Genomic DNA, 16,093 nt, shown 5'->3' on the forward strand with positions numbered 1-16,093 from the left:
CCATGGCCTCCGCAGCCCTTTTCGATCTTCTCCCTGATTTCGGTACGCGCGCGCCGCGCGTCAGCCAGCCTCAGGCCACGTCCGAACACAGACCGGAAGCACCCGCACCGAAGGCCGATATCGGCACGCTGATCGCCGAGGCCGTTGCGCAGGCGGAGGCAACGCTGGCGGAGCGGCTTGTCGCTGCCCATGACGCGGCCCTGGAAGCGGAGCGCCAGGCGAATGCCGAGGAAGCACGGGTTTTTCTCGAAAGCTTCGGCGGTGATATCGGCAAGGCGGTCTCGCTGCGCATCGACGCCATGGAGACGCGCGTGACGGACCTCGTCGCCGCCACGGTCGCCCGCATCATCGGCGGCGTTGTCAGCGACGATCTGCAGAAGCGCTCGCTCGAGGCGCTTGCCGGCGCGGTTCGCGAAGCCGTCGGCGATGGCGAAGCGGTGCGCATCGCGGTGCGCGGACCGCTGTCGCTGTTCGAAACGCTGAAGGCATCGCTTGGACCACGCATTGCAAATCTCGACTTCATCGAGGCGCCCGGCTTCGACCTGACGGTGACCATCGACGAGGCCGTGTTCGAAACACGCATCGCCGAATGGTCGGCAACCCTTTCCGAGGTCTTGTCATGAGTGTCGCCGAGGCCGAGCACGGCAGGCACGAGATCATCATCGTGCGGCGGGCCCATGACGACCACGACGAAGCCCATCATGGCGGCGTCTGGAAGATTGCCTTCGCCGACTTCATGACCGCCATGATGTGCTTCTTCCTGGTCATGTGGCTGATCAACGCCGCCAACGAACAGACCAAGGCGGCCGTCGCCAGCTACTTCAACCCGGTCAAGCTGGTCGACCGTGAGTCGAGCCGCAAGGGCCTTGAGGATCTCGGCAATGGCCCCCGCGCGGTTGGGATGACGACCGACGACCCGCAGGAGGCGACAAAAAAATCCGGACAGGATGGCATCGGCGCCGCGGGCTCATCCAACCGCAAGCAGGACAAGCAGGAGCCGAACAAGGCTGAACAGTCCGACGAGCATCTGTTCGCCGACCCTTACGCCGTGCTCTCCGAAATCGCCACCGACACCGGCGTCATGCAAAATGTCAGCCAGAAGGGCGATGGCGGCGCGCAGAGCGCCGGTCCGGCGACGGGCGCCTCGGGCGGCGCGTCCTACCGCGATCCCTTCGAGCCCGATTTCTGGTCGCAGCAGGTCGCCACGCCCGCCGCCGAGGCGAGTGCGCAACGCCCCAAGATCGAGGGCGACCCGCTCAAATCAGGCGACAAGGCCGCTGAAACGCAGGTCGCCAAGGTCAAGGCCGTGCCACCGGCACCGCCCGTCAAGGACGCACCGCTCGAGCCCCTGGCCGGAGATGGCAAGGACGCCGCAGCAGCGATGGCCAAGATGGGCGATACGAAGGTCGGCGAAACCAAAGCCAGCGAAACCAAAGCCATCAGTGCCAAGGCCGGTGATACCAAGGCTGGAGACAGCAAGGCTGTGTCTGCCGCCAAGGCGGATGCCGCGGCCGCCGCTCAAGAGACGACCGCGCCTGAAGCCGGGCAAAAGCCGCCGACCGCCGCTGCCGTGAAGGCGGCGGACGACGTCAAGCGGCAGCTGGCCGATGCCTTCAAGCCCGGCGACAAGCTGCACGACGGCGTCTCGGTCGAAGCCACCGACAAGGGCGTCGTCATCTCGATCACCGATCAGCTCGACTTTGGCATGTTCGAAGTCGGATCGGCGGTGCCGAGCCGCGAACTGGTGCTGGCGATGGAAAAGATCGGCCGCATCATCAACAGCCAGAAGGGCACCATCAGCATCAACGGCCACACGGATGCACGGCCCTTCCGCAGCGCCAGCTACGACAATTGGCGGCTGTCGACCGCGCGCGCGCATTCCGCCTACTACATGCTCGTGCGCGGCGGCGTCGACGAACGCCGCATCACCGAGGTCGCCGGCTTCGCCGACCGCCAGCCGAAGGATCCGGCCGATCCCCTGTCGGCGGCCAACCGCCGCATCGAGATCCTGATGGCGAACGGCGGATGAAGCGGGCGGCCGTCACCAGCCGGCTGATGGGCCTGTTGCTGCTGGCAGCCGGCTATCCGTCGGCCGGCTTTGCCCAGGATACGCTGCAGCCTTACCAGCTGGTGCGCTCGCTGCAGCTTGTCCAGGATCGCATCGCCGCCGGCGATCACGCCGCGATGCCGATGCAGGCCAAGCTGCTCGAGATGACCGATACCCGCCTGCGCGAAGCCGATGCGGAGGACTTCAAGGACCCAAAGAATTTTCGCGCGCTGCTGGTCTACGGCATGAGCGGCGGCAATCCGGTGACCGTCGAGGCGGCCGTGTCGCGTGCCGCCGCGGATCCGGCAAGCCTCGCCATCGCCAAGGGCGTGATCGACTATCTGAACGGCCGGCCCGGCGACGCGATCGAAGCCCTGAGGCCGATCGATCCGATGACGCTGCCCGGCGATCTCGGCGCGTTCCTTGCCTTGGTCAAAGGGTCGCTGCTTGCCGGCGATCAGCCGGCGGCGGCGCTGACGCTGCTCGACGAGGCCAAGCTGCTCAGCCCTGGCACGCTGGTCGAGGAGTCGGCACTGCGGCGCTCGGTCGGCATTGCCGTGACGCAAGGCGATGCGGCGCGTTTCGCGCTCGCCTCCACCCAGTATGTCGAGCGCTATCTCTATTCGCCCTATGCCAGCCAGTTCGCCGATTCCTTTGTCTCTGGGGTCATCACGCTGCACATGTCGATCAGCCAGGACAAGCTGGCCGATATCACCGCGATGATGGATCCCGAGCGCGAGAAGGTAATCTATCTGCGCATCGCCCGCCGCGCCGCGATCGACGGCCTGAGCGAATTATCGGCCTTCGCCTCGGCACGAGCCGAGCAGGGTCGCGACGGCAACACCAATCAGGGCGATCCGCGCGCGCTGCTCTATTCCAGCCTGTCTACCGTGACTTCGGACACGACCGAGGATGTACGCGCCAAGCTCGGCAAGATCGACCGCAGCAAGCTGTCGGACGGTGACCGTGCCCTGCTCGACGCCGCCCAGGTCATCGCTGGTGAGATGGTGGCGCCGCCTGCCTCCGTTCCAGCCGCAAGCCCGGCGCCTGCATCCGCTGCACCGCAGCCCAAGCCTGAAGTCGCCGCCGTGCAGGCCGCCGACGAGGCTGGATTGCCGCCTGTCGAGGGCGCCGTCTCCGAACAGCCCGCCGCACCGAACGCGCCGGCGCCTTCAGCCGATTCAGCGACGGTCCTGCCGGCATCGGCGCCGGCGACCTCTGCCGCTCCCGACACGACCGATCCGACCGACGCCGCCATGATGAAAACCCGTCGACAGCTCGACCTGATCGACCAGATGCTTGGAGCCGCTCCGAAATGACCCCCAGCCTTGGCCCGGCCCTGTCAGGATTTACCGCCGCGCGCACGGCGGAGCAGCCGGCCGCGCCTGGCAAAAAGGATGATGCCGGTTTCGGCAAGATGGTGCATGGCGGCGCAAGCCAGGCGGAAAAACAGCCGACGGCCGAGGCCGGGACGCGCGACCCGCGCTGGAGCAAACTTGCCGCCGACCTTGCGGCACAGACAGGCGAGGACGAACCGATGCCGTCCGGCAAGGTGAGGACCACGCCGACGGGATCGACGGCCGCGAAATCCGCAAAAGACGGCAAGGCTGTCGAGGCGGACAAGGACGCCGATACCGAAACGCCGGCGACCGACGCCGGCGCGACGCCGCTCGACGACCATCTGCCTCTGCTGATGGCGTTTCATGATCTGCGCCATTTCTCGACATCGGCCAAGTCAGCCGACGCAGGCGAAGCCGGACCGGAACCGGCGCTCGGCGGGCAGCTTTTGCCGAAGGCCTATCGGGCGACATCCGCCGTCGGCCATGACGACGTCGAACCGATGCCGGAGCCAGAGCGGGTGTCGCTCGTCGACGGGCCGCTGACGAAGCTCGAGACCGTCCGCGACGCCGGTGCTGGCGCGCCGCGGCGTGACAATGCAATCGCTGCCGCCCCACTGCCTGAGACCACCGCCGCCGAGGTGCCGGGCGTGGAGCCGAAGCAGGCGGCGCCGCAGCTGAAGTCCATCGCCGACGTCCAGTCCTCGTTGCGGTCGGAGCCAGGAAAACAGCTTTCGGCGCAGACGCGCGTCGACGTGATTTCCGAGCGCAGCTTCCCGGCCCCGCCGCAGGCGCCGATGAGCCAGGCAGCGCTCAACGTAATCAATGCCGTAGCGACCGATGTTGGCACAAAGCAGACGTTTTCGGCAGCATCCGCGACCACCCAGCTGGCCAGTTCTGTTGCAGTTCCGACACATATGTTGAAGATCGAACTTCATCCGGCCGAACTGGGCATGGTCACAGCCCATCTTCGCCTCTCCGGAGAACAACTCTCGATTGAACTCAAGCCCGAAACACACGACGCCTACCGCCGGCTTTCCAGCGACAGCGAAGCAATCGTCAAGTCATTGCGCGGGCTGGGCTTCGAAGTTGATAAGGTGACCATCATGCAACCGTCAGTGGCCGTTCCGGCTACAACCCGTGCGGATGCAACCGCCTCGCTCACCGCCTCGCCTGGCCGCGATCAGTCCTCGTTCCAGCCCGGAAACTCCAGCGGCGGCAACAGTGGAGCCGGCGGCCAGCAACCGGGCCAGCAGTCCGCAAGGGGGAACCATGATGACGCGCAAGCACTCGGCCGCGCCGCTTCGCCATCTCGCGAGCGCGGCGGCGGCGATATGTTTATCTAGCCTCGCCAACACCGCCCTCGCCGCCACCAATCCTTGCGAGCCCGAGATCCTGCGCGCCGCCGACCGCTATGGCGTGCCCGCCGGCATCCTCTATGCCGTCGGCCTGACCGAGACCGGCAAGAAAGGCAGCCTTCAGCCTAATGCACTGAATATAGAAGGAAAAGCCGTCTTCCCGAGGAGCCGGGCCGAGGCGCTTGCCACCTTCGCCAATGCGCAGCGCGAGGGCAAGACGCTGATCGATCTCGGCTGCATGCAGATCAACCACCACTATCATTCCTCGCATTTCCGCAGTGTCGAGGACATGCTCGATCCGCGCCAAAACGTCGACTACGCGGCGCGTTTCCTGGCCAGTCTCCATGCCCGCCACGAAACCTGGTCGATGGCTGTCGCCCGCTATCATGCCGGTCCCGACAACGACCCGGCGCAGAAGGTTTATGTCTGCAGGGTGATCGCCAACATGGTTGCCACCGGTTTTGGCAAGTGGACGACCAACGCCCGCTCCTTCTGCAACCCGTAAGCGTATTTTCTGCCTCTAATACGCCAATCGCACTGCTTTGGGATTGCGTTTTGACTTGCCCAGAACTTCCCACCGAAAGCATATCTGGCTGCACGCTAATGCAACCGGTGCGATTCCAGACTCCCAAGAAACTAGTTACAAGAAATGACGGTTGTTCAGGTTTCCCGGCAGCGGTTACGCCTTTCCCCACGGGGCAGATGTGCTGATTCGGAAGGCGGGGCCGATGATCGTGATCGTTGACGAGCGAGAGCTCGTAACTGAGGGATACAATTCACTTTTTGATCGCGAAGGCGTCGCCTGTGCGGGCTTCGCGCCCGGCGAATTCGGCGAGTGGGTGAACTCGGCAGCCGACACTGACCTGCGTTCGGTACGGGCTTTCCTGATCGGCGACTGCCGCGACGGCACCATCTCGCCGCGCCAAATCCGCGACCGCACCGGCGCTCCGGTCATTGCGCTCAGCGAGCAGCATTCGCTGGAGAACACGCTGCGGTTGTTCGAGAGCGGCGTCGACGACGTCATCCGCAAGCCCGTCCACATCAGAGAGATCCTGGCCCGCATCACCGCCATCCGCCGTCGTGCCCATGAGGATGTCGCCTATACCGAGATCGGCGCAATGCGCATCTTCATGGACGGCCGCGACCCCGAGATCGACGGCCAGCCGCTGCCCTTGCCGCGCCGCGAACGCCGCATCCTCGAATATCTGGCGAGCAACCGTGGCCGCCGCGTCACCAAGACCCAGGTCTTCAACGCCATCTACGGCATCTTCGACGAAGAGGTCGAGGAGAACGTCGTCGAAAGCCACATCAGCAAATTGCGCAAGAAGCTGCGCGAGAAGCTGGGCACCGACCCGATCGATTCCAAGCGCTTCCTCGGCTACCGGCTGGTGTTCTGATGCCGTACCGCGCCAGCTTCGCGCAAGACAGGACGCGTAGCCTCAAAGCCAGTGGCATGGACATAGCGGAGACATTTCGATGAGCCTCTACGGAATGATGCGGACCGGCGTTTCCGGCATGAACGCACAGGCCAATCGCCTGTCGACGACAGCCGACAACATCGCCAATTCCGATACCACCGGCTACAAGCGGTCTTCGGCCGAATTCTCGACGCTGATCATGCCGTCGACGGGCGGCGCCTATAATTCCGGCGGCGTCACCACGACGATCCGCCAGGCGGTCAGCGATCCGGGCGTGCTCCAGTACACGACCTCGGTTTCCGATCTTGCCGTCAGCGGCGATGGCTTCTTCGTCGTCCAGGATCCGAGCGGCACACCTTTCCTGACCCGCGCCGGCGCCTTCGTCCCCGATGCACAGGGCAGGCTGGTCAACGCGGCCGGCTTCCAGCTGATGGCCTACAGCTACGCCAATGGCACGCCGGCGGCGACGGTGAACGGCTTCGAAGGCCTGGAGCCGGTTGTCATCTCCGACCAGGGGTTGACCGCAACCCCGAGCACCACGGGTAGTTTCAGCGGCAATCTGCCGGCGGGTGCGACACCGGTCGTCGCCGCCAACCTGCCGGGCGCCAACGCCGCCACCGCGCAGTACACCTCGAAATCGTCGATGGTCGCCTACGACAATCTCGGCAACAAGAAGCTGCTCGACGTCTATTTCACCAACACCGGCGCCGGCACCTGGCAGGTGGCGGTTTTCGATCAGTCGAAGGCGACGCCTGGAACATCGTTTCCCTACACCGGCGGCGCACTCGGCACCGCCAACCTGACCTTCGACACCACCACCGGCAAGCTTACCGGCACCCCTACCGACGTTTCATTCACCGTACCGGGCGGCGCCAGCCTCGATCTCGATCTGTCGACACTGACCCAGCTCGGCACCGGCTTCACCGTTACCGACGCCCAGGTCAACGGCAACGCCCCGAGCACCATCGACAAGGTGCAGATCAGCAAGGATGGCACCATCTACGCCCAGTACAAGGACGGCTCGACCAAGCCGCTCTACAAGATTCCGCTGGCCGACGTGCAGAGCCCGGACCAGCTCAAGGCCCTTCCCGGCAACGTCTACGCGCAAGGCACCGATTCCGGCGCGGTCCGTGTCGGCTTTGCCAATGAAGGCAAGCTCGGCACGATCATCTCCGGCGCGCTCGAAAATTCCAACGTCGATATCGCCGAGGAATTGACCGACATGATCGCGGCGCAGCGCAGCTACACCGCCAATTCGAAAGTCTTCCAGACCGGTTCCGACCTGATGGACGTCCTTGTCAACCTGAAGAGATAAAACCGGGCGTGGCCCGTGAAAGACCAGCATGTCGTTATCTTCCGCATTGAGCATCGCCCAATCGGCGCTTATGAGTACCGCGCGCCAGACCAGCGTCGTCACACGCAACGTCTCAGACGCCTCCAACCCGGACTATACGCGCCGCATCGCCGTCGTCACCAGCACGGCGCCCGGCGCGCGTTCGGTTGATATCCAGCGCGTAACCAACGACCTGCTCTTCCGGCAGAATCTCGGCGCCCTGTCGGCGTATAGCGGCCAGAGCGCGCTCTACAGCGGCATGGATCAGCTGGACGTGTCGGTCAACGGCGTCGACAATGCCTCCTCGCCCTCGACCGCCATCGCCAATCTGCAGCAGCAGCTGCAGCTCTACGCCACCTCGCCGTCCAACCAGAATCTCGGCTCCAGCGTCATCGACGCGGCCAAGCAGGTCGTGCGCTCCCTGAATGAAGGCTCGCAGGCCATTCAGGATTTCCGCACCCAGACCGACGGCCAGATCGACACGGCGGTCAAGGACCTCAACTCGCTGCTCGGCCAGTTCCAGGACGCCAACCAGGCGGTGATGTCCGGAACCCGATCCGGCACTGATGTTTCCGACGCGCTCGACCAGCGCGATGCACTGCTGAAGAAGATCGCGGACTATGTTCCGGTCTCGACCTTCACGCGTGGCGACAACGACATGGTCATCACCACGGGTGACGGCACCACGCTGTTCGAGACGATACCGCGCACGGTGAGCTTCACGCCATCGGCCGGCTATGCCGCCGGAGCTGCCGGCAACACCGTCTATATCGACAATGTGCCGGTCTCGGCGGGAAGCGGCGGCAACACCAGCGCCAGCGGCAAGCTTGCCGGCCTGCTGCAGTTGCGCGACGGCGTCGCCTCGACGATGCAGGGCCAGCTCGACGAAACCGCGCGCGGCCTGATCACCGCCTTTGCCGAAACCGCGCCCTCGATGCCCAACGCCGCCGGCCTGTTCACCTGGTCCGGCGCACCGGCGGTGCCGGCCGCGGGCACGCTGGTCAATGGCCTGGCCGGTACGATCAGCATCAATGCGGCCATGAATCCGAGCGCTGGCGGCAATCCGACATTGCTGCGCGACGGCGGCGCCAACGGCGCTGCCTATGTCGCCAACACCACGGGCGGCGCTTCCTATTCCGACCTTCTGGTTGCCTATGGCGACCGGCTCGACCAGCCGATGACATTCGACCCCGCCGCCGGGATTTCGGCAACGTCCAGCGTTTCCGACTACGCCGCCAATTCGATCGGCTGGCTCCAGGGCATGCGCCAGCAGGCTTCGACCGCCGCCGACGCGAAGGAAGCGCTGGCACAGCGCAGCTCCGAGGCGCTGTCCAATGCGACCGGCGTCAATGTCGACCAGGAAATGTCGCTGATGCTCGACCTCGAACACACCTATCAGGCATCGGCCCGGATGATGAAGACCGTCGACGACATGATGACGGCCCTGTTGAACGCGGTGGGATAATCCATGACCTCTGTTTCCTCGGCCGCCCTCTCCAATGCCATGCGCTATCAACAGATGCGCATGCAGGCCGATCTCGTCAAAGCCACGAAGGAATCCTCGACCGGCCAGGTCGCCGATGTCGGCTTGGCATTAGGCGGGCGCACCGCCCAGGCCGTCACCTTTTCGCGCGACCTCGATCGGTTGAACGTGATCGTCGATTCCAACGGTCTGGTCACCGCCCGGCTTGCGTCGACCCAGACCTCACTCGGCCAGCTCTCCGGCGTGGCGCAGACCTTCCTGTCCAGCCTGACCACGGCATCGTCGGGCGACAACTCCGACAGCCTGACCCAATCGACCGGCCAGACGACGATCCAGCAGCTTACCTCGATCCTCAACACCAGCGTCAACGGCGAATATCTGTTTGCCGGCACCAACACCGACGTCAAGCCGATCAACGATTTCACCGCTGCCGGCTCTCCGGCCAAGGCCGCCTTCGACGCCTCCTTCGTCGCCAAATTCGGCTTCACGCCCAGCGATCCTGCCGCGGCCAACATCACCGCCGCCCAGATGGACGATTTCATCACCAACGATGTCACGCCGCAATTCCTCGGCGCAGGCTGGCAGACCAACATGTCGAACGCCACCGACCAGCAGATCGTCAGCCGCATCGCGCTCAACGAAACCACCGAGACCTCGACCAGCGCCAACAGCGACGGCATCAAGAAGCTCGCAATGGCCGCCGCAATGGTCTCCAGCCTGATGTCCACCAACATCAGCCAGGCCGCTAAGGACAGCATCGTCAGCCACTCGCAGACCCTGGTCGGCGAGGCGCTGAGCGGCATCGCCCAGACCCAGTCGGAGACCGGTATCGTGCAGAAGCGCGTCTCCGATGCCAGCGACCGCATGAAGACACAGATCGACCTGTTCGAACGCCATATCCTCGATCTCGAAGCCGTCGACCCGGCCACGGCCGCCACCAAGGTCGCGGACTTGACACAGCATATCGAGACGTCCTTCGCTCTGACAGCGCGCCTGCAGCAGCTCAGCCTGTTGAATTACCTGACCTGACAACTTCCAGCGGAACGGTAGAGCCGACGATGTACCAATTCTCCTACGCCGACGTTCAGAGCACCTCCGTCTCGGACGCCAAGGACCGTGAGCGCGAGCTTCTGACCCGCTCTATCGACATGCTGTCGGCGGCGGCAGTGGCCGGCCAGAGTTCGATGGAGGCGGTGGAAGCACTGCATTTCACCAACCGCGTCTGGACGATCTTCGTCGAAGACCTCGGCTCCAGCGACAATGCGCTTCCCAAGGAATTGCGTGCCAACCTGATCTCCATCGGCCTGTGGCTGCTGCGCGAGGCGGAGGACATCCGCCAGGGCCGCACCAACAATTTCGAAGGGCTGATCGAAGTGTCCCAGATCATCCGCGACGGCATTCAATGACCAACACGCTGAAGATATCGCTGAAGCCCAACGAGAAGATCTACATCAACGGCGCCGTCATCCGCGTCGACCGCAAGGTCACCGTCGAGCTGATGAACGACGTGCAGTTCCTGCTCGAAAGCCATGTGCTCCAGGCCGAAGAGGCATCGACGCCGCTGAGGCAGCTGTATTTCATCGTGCAGGTCATGCTGATCAACCCGGCCGGCGCCGACGAGGCCCGCGAGATGTTTCGCCGTTCGCTGCCGCTGCTCATTGCAAGCTTCGAGGACGCTGATATCTGCAGCGCGCTGAAACAGATCGACCGCATGGTCGGCGAGGATCATATCTACGAGGCCTTGAAGGCGATCCGTTCGCTCTATCCTCTCGAACGCCGCGCGCTTGGCGGCAATGACGATGTTCCGGGCGCCGCGCGCCCGCTGGCCGTGGGAGCACGCTACTAATGACCGTGGACATGACGACGACGATACCGGTTGGCGCCAATTCGACAACCACGTCGACCTCGAAGACAGCGGTCGACTATCAGTCCTTCCTGAAGCTTCTGATCGCCGAGATGAAGAACCAGGATCCGACCAAGCCGATGGATTCGACGGCGTATGTGGCCCAGCTCGCCACCTTCTCGCAGGTCGAGCAATCGGTGCAGACCAACACCAAGCTCGACCAGATCATGTCATCGTCGGCGCTGTCGCAGGCCGACGCGATTATCGGCCGCAACATCACGTCGGCCGACGGCAAGACCAGCGGAACAGTGGCCTCGGTGACGCTCGCCAGCAGCGGACTGATCGCAGTGCTGCAGGATGGCACCCAGGTTCCCGTCGGCGCAGGCGTGTCGATCAAGCCGGCAAGCTAGGCCAACCTCCGACATGAACGAGGCCGACGCACTCGACATCGTCCAGTACGCTGTGTGGACGGTGCTGACCGCGTCCGCTCCGGTGGTGCTGGTCGCCATGGCGGTCGGCATCGGCATCGCCCTCATCCAGGCGCTGACGCAGATCCAGGAAATCACCTTGACCTTCGTGCCGAAGATCGTCGCCATCATGCTGGTGGTGGCGCTCACCGGCCCGTTCATCGGTGGCCAGATATCGGCCTTCACCAACGTCATCTTCCAGCGCATCCAGAACGGGTTCTGAACCCTTCGAGGGAAGGTGCGTCGACTGCACTCCGCAATTGCTTGAAAAAAGCGGTTCGCTTGCGGCCAGCCCGGTTCCGGTTAGATTGCCGTGTGGCCACTCCCGGCCAGGCGATCATTTTGTCCCAATGGCTTCTCGCAGACCCCTGAACCAGCCCAGACCGGCCGGCGGACCATGTGCGGCATAGCCGGCGTCTGGCGCAAGCGGAACCCGATCGCGGGCGGCGATCTCGCCGATGTCAGCCGCATGACGCAGGCACTGGCGCATCGCGGCCCGGACGATCATGCCACATGGAACGACAGCCGGCTGGCGCTCGGTCATCGGCGGCTCTCGATCATCGACCTGTCGGCGCAGGCGCGCGAGCCGATGCTCACCGCCTGTGGCCAGGGCGTGCTGGTCTACAATGGCGAGGTTTACAATTACCGGGCGCTGCGCGCGACGCTTGAGGCTGAAGGCAGGCGGTTCCGAACGGTTTCGGATGCCGAAGTGGTCCTCGAAGCCCTGCATCACTGGGGGCCGGACAAGGCCATTCCGCTGTTCGACGGCATGTTTTCCCTCGCTTATTTCGACATGCGGGCCGGTGCGCTCTGGCTTGCCCGCGATCGCCTCGGCATCAAGCCGATGTCGGTGGCCGAGACGAGTGAGCGAATCCTCTTCGCCTCCGAGGACAAGGCGATCCTTGACTGTGACGGCGTTGCACGCGCCATCGATGCGCGCGAGATCACGTTGCGTCTTGCCTGGCAAAGCCGCGACTCCAGCTCCAGCCTGTTCGAAGGCATAGAGCGGCTGCCGCCGGCGGGTCTGTGGAAGATCACCGACACCGGCATCGAGAAGCGCTGTTTCTGGCATGTCCTCGATGTGCTCGACGCCGCCCGCATCACCGGCGACACAGCCAGCGACGCCGAGCACATGGCGACGCTGGAGGCGTTGATCGAAGACAGCGTCGGGCTGCACTGCATTGCCGATACGAGGCTGGCCGCGGCGTGCAGCGGCGGCGTCGATTCCGGTCTCGTCACGACGCTGGCGAAACGGTTCCGGCCGGAGATGACAGCCTATGTCGTCGATCCGCGCATCGGCCACAGCGAAGCCGAAGACGCCGCACGCACCGCGCGCCATGCCGGCGTGCCGCTGAACAGGGTGCCCGTCGACAAGGACCGGTTCCTCGAACTCTGGCCAAGAACCATCTGGCATCTGGAGAGCGATGGCTGGCATGCGAGCCATGTCTGCCTGCTGGCGCTTGCCGAGCAGTGCCGGGCCGACGGCATCAAGGTGCTGTTGACCGGTGAAGGCGCCGACGAACTGTTTGGCGGCTACGACTGGCAGGAAGCCAGCATGCGGCCGTGGCGCCCCTGGTCATGGCCGCAACGGCTGTTTCGCTCCAAGGCCCGGCTTGCCCGCAGGTTCGAGCGCCTGCGTCATGCCCCCTTCCGGACATCGGTTGCGGGTGGCCATGGCTGGGACCGCAACATCGTGTTCAGGGCGCTGTCGCCGGAACTGAATTTCCTTCAGACCAAGATCTTCGACCGGCTCGAGCCGGTCGCGTCACTCAGCGACCGTGCCTTCCTGGGATGCTGCCTTCACGACATGTACGCGCATCTGCAGGACTTGTTGAACAGGCATGACCGGCTCAGCATGGCGGCCTCGGTGGAGCTCAGGGTGCCGTTCCTCGAAAACCGGCTGATCGACTTCGCGATCCATCTGCCGAGGCGGCACAAATACCGCCAGAAGCAAGGAAAATGGCTGTTGAAGAAAGTCGCGGAAAAACACATTCCGCTTCAGAACGTGAACGCCCGCAAGAACGGCTTCCAGGTATCGAACACCTTCACCACGGGCACCGAGGGCCTATTGCGCGGCGGCTTGCTGCGCGACGCCATGAAGTGGCCGGCGGCTTCGGTCGAAGACCTGATCGAGCTGGCAAAGCGGGACCAGCCGTCGCGGTTGCGGCTGGTCGGCATGGAGCTTTTCCTTCGCCTGCACGCCGGCGGTCAGACAACCGGCGACCTCACCGAAGCGCTGTACGCGGCGGTCAGGGACGCTCGCTGAGGCAAACGCACGAGGCCCGGTTGCAATGGCATGGCATTTCGCGATGCCAACGGAGGCGTGGCCCTCTTCTATCCCCTTGTTGGACCATGATCTTTTTCGCATGACATTCGCCCTTTGCGGCGCGATGCCATAGTTTCGGCAAACGATGCGGAGAAACCGCTGGGATCAGCACGCCGTGGCAGGAACCCATCCATGATTGACGAGAAACCGGATAGCGAAGGCGTTTCGGCGCTGGCGCCCTTCCGGCATGGCATTTTCCGCGCGGTGTGGGCCGCAAGTCTCGTGTCCAATTTCGGTGGCCTGATCCAGGGCGTCGGCGCCGCCTGGATGATGACCACGATCGCCACCTCGCCCTATCAGGTTGCCCTGGTCCAGGCCTCGACCACCTTGCCGATCATGCTGTTTGCGCTTGTCGCCGGCGCCATCGCCGACAGCTTCGACCGGCGCAAGGTGATGCTGGTCGCGCAGACCTTCATGCTGGTCGTTTCGGTGCTGCTGACGGTATTCACCTACTACCACCTGCTCACGCCCTGGACGCTGCTTGCCTTCACCTTCCTGATCGACAGCGGCACGGCGCTCAACAGCCCGTCCTGGCAGGCGTCCGTCGGCGACATGGTTCCGCGCAACAAGGTGCCCGCGGCCGTTGCGCTGAACTCCCTGGGTTTCAACCTGACACGCAGCGTGGGTCCGGCGATCGGCGGCATCATCGTCGCGGCCGCCGGTGCCGCGGCCGCCTTCGCGGCCAACGCCGTCAGCTATATCGGCCTCATCATCGTGATGGCGCGCTGGAAGCGCGACGTGCCGGTGTCGACCTTGCCGCGCGAATCGCTGGGCGCGGCCATGGGCGCCGGCCTGCGCTATGTCGCCATGTCGCCCAACATCGGCAAGGTGCTGGTCCGGGGTGCGGCCTTCGGCTTCAGCGCCGGCGCGGTGCTGGCACTCTTGCCGCTGGTGGCGCGCGATGTCGTCAAGGGCGACGCCTTGACCTACGGCATCATGCTGGGCGCCTTCGGCATCGGCGCCGTCGGCGGCGCGCTGATCAGCGTGCGGCTGCGGCAGTTGCTCTCCAGCGAGACGATGGTGCGCTGCGCCTTCGCGGGCTTCGCTGTCTGCGCCTTCAATGCCGCGATCAGCCATCACGCCTGGCAAACGTCGCTCGGCCTGCTGGTTGGCGGCGCCTGCTGGGTGATCGCGCTCTCGCACTTCAACGTCACCGTGCAGATGGCGACGCCGCGCTGGGTCGTCGGCCGGGTGCTGTCGGTCTACCAGACGGCGACCTTCGGCGGCATCGCGCTGGGCAGTTGGATCTGGGGCGTCGTCGCCGATGCACACGGCGCCGAGACGGCGCTGATCGCCGCCGCCATCACTATGCTGGCGGGCGGAGCCATCGGCCTTGTGCTGCCGCTGCCGCAGCAGCAGGTGCTGAACCTCGACCCGCTCAACCGCTTCAAGGAACCGCATCTCGCGCTCGACCTGAAGCCGCGCAGCGGCCCCATTGCCATCATGATCGAATACATTATCCGGCACGAGGACGAGGCGGAATTCCTCCTCACCATGGCCGAGCGCGGCCGCATCCGCCGCCGCGACGGCGCCCGCAACTGGACACTGGCGCGAGATCTCGAAAATCCCACAATATGGATCGAGCACTATCATACGCCGACCTGGCTCGAATATGTCAGGCACAATGGCCGCATCACCCATGCCGACGCCATAGTCGGCGACCGCTTACGGGCACTGCACAGCGGCGACGAGCCGCCGCGCGTGCGTCGCGTCATCGAGCGCCCGACCACCGCCGGCACCACGCTGGTGATGGCCAAGGGTCCGATCGAGCACTGATGGCGCGCCCGAGGCTGAATTGATCCGTCGACGAAATAGCCGGCCTATTTTGCCAGCAAGGCGAGAAAATCATCGAGGCTTTGCTTCATCAGTGACTCGGCTTTCTCGGCACCACCCCACTGGGCAAACTGACCATCGATCCACATGCGGGCGAGACCGTAGACCAGCGCACGTGCCTGCAGGGGAACGCCTTCTATATCGGTTTTCCGCAACTGCCCGGCCGCGCGCGCGTCCTCCAGCATTCGCACCATCAGACCGCGGATTTCTTCATTGAGCCCGACAAGCGTCTCGGAGGCATCGAAATCGATCGCCCGGCGCATCGAGATGATCTCGAAATGCGTCGGGTTGTCGATGACCCAGCGCAGATAGGCGACCCCTAGCGCCCGAAAGCGCGACAGCGGGTCAAGTTGTTCTGCTTTGTCGAGCTCGACTGATATCCCGGCACGGAACCGGCGCATCGCCTCTTCGGCCACGGCGGTCATCAGCGCGGTCTTGGTTGGAAAGTGCCGGAACGGCGCTCCTGACGACACGCCTGCCCGCTTGCCGGCTTCACGCACCGTCACCTGATCGACGCCATCCTCCCGGGCAATGGCAAGGGCGGCGTCGATCAGCGCCTGCCGCAGACTGCCGTGATGATAGGTCTTGCGTTGCGTCGCCATGCCCCTGTCCCCATCACAATCCGACGACCGATGCAAGCACGACTTA

At 64.6% G+C, this 16,093-nt stretch carries 16 protein-coding genes; 15 read left to right on the forward strand and 1 reads right to left on the reverse strand.

Annotated features, from left to right (window positions below):
• Positions 1-2: 2 nt before the first annotated feature.
• The 15 genes from AC1DX4_RS08770 (at position 3) to AC1DX4_RS08840 (ending at position 15,388) form a co-directional block, all read left to right on the forward strand.
• Complete coding sequence (locus AC1DX4_RS08770; RefSeq protein ID WP_477219944.1) at positions 3-623, forward strand: hypothetical protein; 621 nt, start codon at positions 3-5, stop codon at positions 621-623.
• Entirely contained in the window at positions 620-2,029 is a 1,410-nt protein-coding gene (locus AC1DX4_RS08775) for a MotB family protein (protein ID WP_477219945.1), read from the forward strand. The genes AC1DX4_RS08770 and AC1DX4_RS08775 overlap by 4 nt, the downstream gene beginning before the upstream one ends.
• The gene (locus AC1DX4_RS08780; protein ID WP_477219946.1) at positions 2,026-3,366 is read left to right on the forward strand and encodes a chemotaxis protein MotC; all 1,341 of its coding nucleotides are present in this window, start codon (positions 2,026-2,028) and stop codon (positions 3,364-3,366) included. Before AC1DX4_RS08775 ends, AC1DX4_RS08780 begins: the two co-directional genes overlap by 4 nt.
• Positions 3,363-4,730, forward strand: coding sequence for a flagellar hook-length control protein FliK (gene fliK / locus AC1DX4_RS08785; protein ID WP_477219947.1), 1,368 nt, complete (start codon positions 3,363-3,365; stop codon positions 4,728-4,730). Before AC1DX4_RS08780 ends, fliK begins: the two co-directional genes overlap by 4 nt.
• Positions 4,660-5,247, forward strand: coding sequence for a transglycosylase SLT domain-containing protein (locus AC1DX4_RS08790; protein ID WP_477219948.1), 588 nt, complete (start codon positions 4,660-4,662; stop codon positions 5,245-5,247). Before fliK ends, AC1DX4_RS08790 begins: the two co-directional genes overlap by 71 nt.
• Before the next feature lie 223 nt (positions 5,248-5,470).
• The gene (locus tag AC1DX4_RS08795) at positions 5,471-6,139 is read left to right on the forward strand and encodes a response regulator transcription factor (RefSeq protein WP_477219949.1); all 669 of its coding nucleotides are present in this window, start codon (positions 5,471-5,473) and stop codon (positions 6,137-6,139) included.
• 79 nt (positions 6,140-6,218) lie between these two features.
• Positions 6,219-7,475 (forward strand): flagellar hook protein FlgE, encoded by a 1,257-nt coding sequence (locus AC1DX4_RS08800; protein WP_477219950.1) that lies wholly within the window; start codon positions 6,219-6,221, stop codon positions 7,473-7,475.
• Between the two features lie 28 nt (positions 7,476-7,503).
• Complete coding sequence (gene flgK, locus AC1DX4_RS08805) at positions 7,504-8,958, forward strand: flagellar hook-associated protein FlgK (protein WP_477219951.1); 1,455 nt, start codon at positions 7,504-7,506, stop codon at positions 8,956-8,958.
• Positions 8,959-8,961: 3 nt separating this feature from the next.
• Complete coding sequence (locus AC1DX4_RS08810; protein WP_477219952.1) at positions 8,962-10,005, forward strand: flagellar hook-associated family protein; 1,044 nt, start codon at positions 8,962-8,964, stop codon at positions 10,003-10,005.
• A 29-nt stretch (positions 10,006-10,034) separates the two neighbouring features.
• On the forward strand, positions 10,035-10,382 hold the full coding sequence (gene flaF / locus AC1DX4_RS08815) for a flagellar biosynthesis regulator FlaF (RefSeq protein WP_477219953.1): 348 nt from the start codon (positions 10,035-10,037) through the stop codon (positions 10,380-10,382).
• On the forward strand, positions 10,379-10,822 hold the full coding sequence (gene flbT, locus AC1DX4_RS08820; protein ID WP_477219954.1) for a flagellar biosynthesis repressor FlbT: 444 nt from the start codon (positions 10,379-10,381) through the stop codon (positions 10,820-10,822). Before flaF ends, flbT begins: the two co-directional genes overlap by 4 nt.
• Positions 10,822-11,229 carry a flagellar hook assembly protein FlgD gene (flgD, locus tag AC1DX4_RS08825; protein WP_027060064.1) on the forward strand — a complete coding sequence of 136 codons (408 nt, stop codon included), beginning with the start codon at positions 10,822-10,824 and terminating at the stop codon, positions 11,227-11,229. Before flbT ends, flgD begins: the two co-directional genes overlap by 1 nt.
• 13 nt (positions 11,230-11,242) lie before the next feature.
• The gene (fliQ, locus tag AC1DX4_RS08830) at positions 11,243-11,509 is read left to right on the forward strand and encodes a flagellar biosynthesis protein FliQ (RefSeq protein WP_010911298.1); all 267 of its coding nucleotides are present in this window, start codon (positions 11,243-11,245) and stop codon (positions 11,507-11,509) included.
• A 174-nt stretch (positions 11,510-11,683) separates the two neighbouring features.
• The gene (asnB, locus tag AC1DX4_RS08835) at positions 11,684-13,552 is read left to right on the forward strand and encodes an asparagine synthase (glutamine-hydrolyzing) (protein WP_477219955.1); all 1,869 of its coding nucleotides are present in this window, start codon (positions 11,684-11,686) and stop codon (positions 13,550-13,552) included.
• Between the two features lie 192 nt (positions 13,553-13,744).
• Positions 13,745-15,388, forward strand: a complete 1,644-nt coding sequence (locus AC1DX4_RS08840; RefSeq protein ID WP_477219956.1) for an MFS transporter — start codon at positions 13,745-13,747, stop codon at positions 15,386-15,388.
• A gap of 44 nt (positions 15,389-15,432) precedes the next feature.
• Here AC1DX4_RS08840 and AC1DX4_RS08845 read toward each other — a convergent pair whose 3' ends face one another.
• Positions 15,433-16,047: a TetR/AcrR family transcriptional regulator gene (locus tag AC1DX4_RS08845; RefSeq protein ID WP_477219957.1), complete on the reverse strand. Its 615-nt coding sequence runs from the start codon at positions 16,045-16,047 to the stop codon at positions 15,433-15,435.
• Between the last annotated feature and the right edge of the window lie 46 nt (positions 16,048-16,093).

The organism is Mesorhizobium sp. P3_A8, from assembly GCF_056402995.1.

Bases quoted from the DNA above. Each gene is read 5' to 3' on its own strand.
- AC1DX4_RS08770 (WP_477219944.1), top strand. From the start codon at position 3: ATGGCCTCCGCAGCCCTTTTCGATCTTCTCCCTGATTTCGGTACGCGC.
- AC1DX4_RS08775 (WP_477219945.1), top strand. From the start codon at position 620: ATGAGTGTCGCCGAGGCCGAGCACGGCAGGCACGAGATCATCATCGTG.
- AC1DX4_RS08780 (WP_477219946.1), top strand. From the start codon at position 2,026: ATGAAGCGGGCGGCCGTCACCAGCCGGCTGATGGGCCTGTTGCTGCTG.
- fliK (WP_477219947.1), top strand. From the start codon at position 3,363: ATGACCCCCAGCCTTGGCCCGGCCCTGTCAGGATTTACCGCCGCGCGC.
- AC1DX4_RS08790 (WP_477219948.1), top strand. From the start codon at position 4,660: ATGACGCGCAAGCACTCGGCCGCGCCGCTTCGCCATCTCGCGAGCGCG.
- AC1DX4_RS08795 (WP_477219949.1), top strand. From the start codon at position 5,471: ATGATCGTGATCGTTGACGAGCGAGAGCTCGTAACTGAGGGATACAAT.
- AC1DX4_RS08800 (WP_477219950.1), top strand. From the start codon at position 6,219: ATGAGCCTCTACGGAATGATGCGGACCGGCGTTTCCGGCATGAACGCA.
- flgK (WP_477219951.1), top strand. From the start codon at position 7,504: ATGTCGTTATCTTCCGCATTGAGCATCGCCCAATCGGCGCTTATGAGT.
- AC1DX4_RS08810 (WP_477219952.1), top strand. From the start codon at position 8,962: ATGACCTCTGTTTCCTCGGCCGCCCTCTCCAATGCCATGCGCTATCAA.
- flaF (WP_477219953.1), top strand. From the start codon at position 10,035: ATGTACCAATTCTCCTACGCCGACGTTCAGAGCACCTCCGTCTCGGAC.
- flbT (WP_477219954.1), top strand. From the start codon at position 10,379: ATGACCAACACGCTGAAGATATCGCTGAAGCCCAACGAGAAGATCTAC.
- flgD (WP_027060064.1), top strand. From the start codon at position 10,822: ATGACCGTGGACATGACGACGACGATACCGGTTGGCGCCAATTCGACA.
- fliQ (WP_010911298.1), top strand. From the start codon at position 11,243: ATGAACGAGGCCGACGCACTCGACATCGTCCAGTACGCTGTGTGGACG.
- asnB (WP_477219955.1), top strand. From the start codon at position 11,684: ATGTGCGGCATAGCCGGCGTCTGGCGCAAGCGGAACCCGATCGCGGGC.
- AC1DX4_RS08840 (WP_477219956.1), top strand. From the start codon at position 13,745: ATGATTGACGAGAAACCGGATAGCGAAGGCGTTTCGGCGCTGGCGCCC.
- AC1DX4_RS08845 (WP_477219957.1), bottom strand. From the start codon at position 16,047: ATGGCGACGCAACGCAAGACCTATCATCACGGCAGTCTGCGGCAGGCG.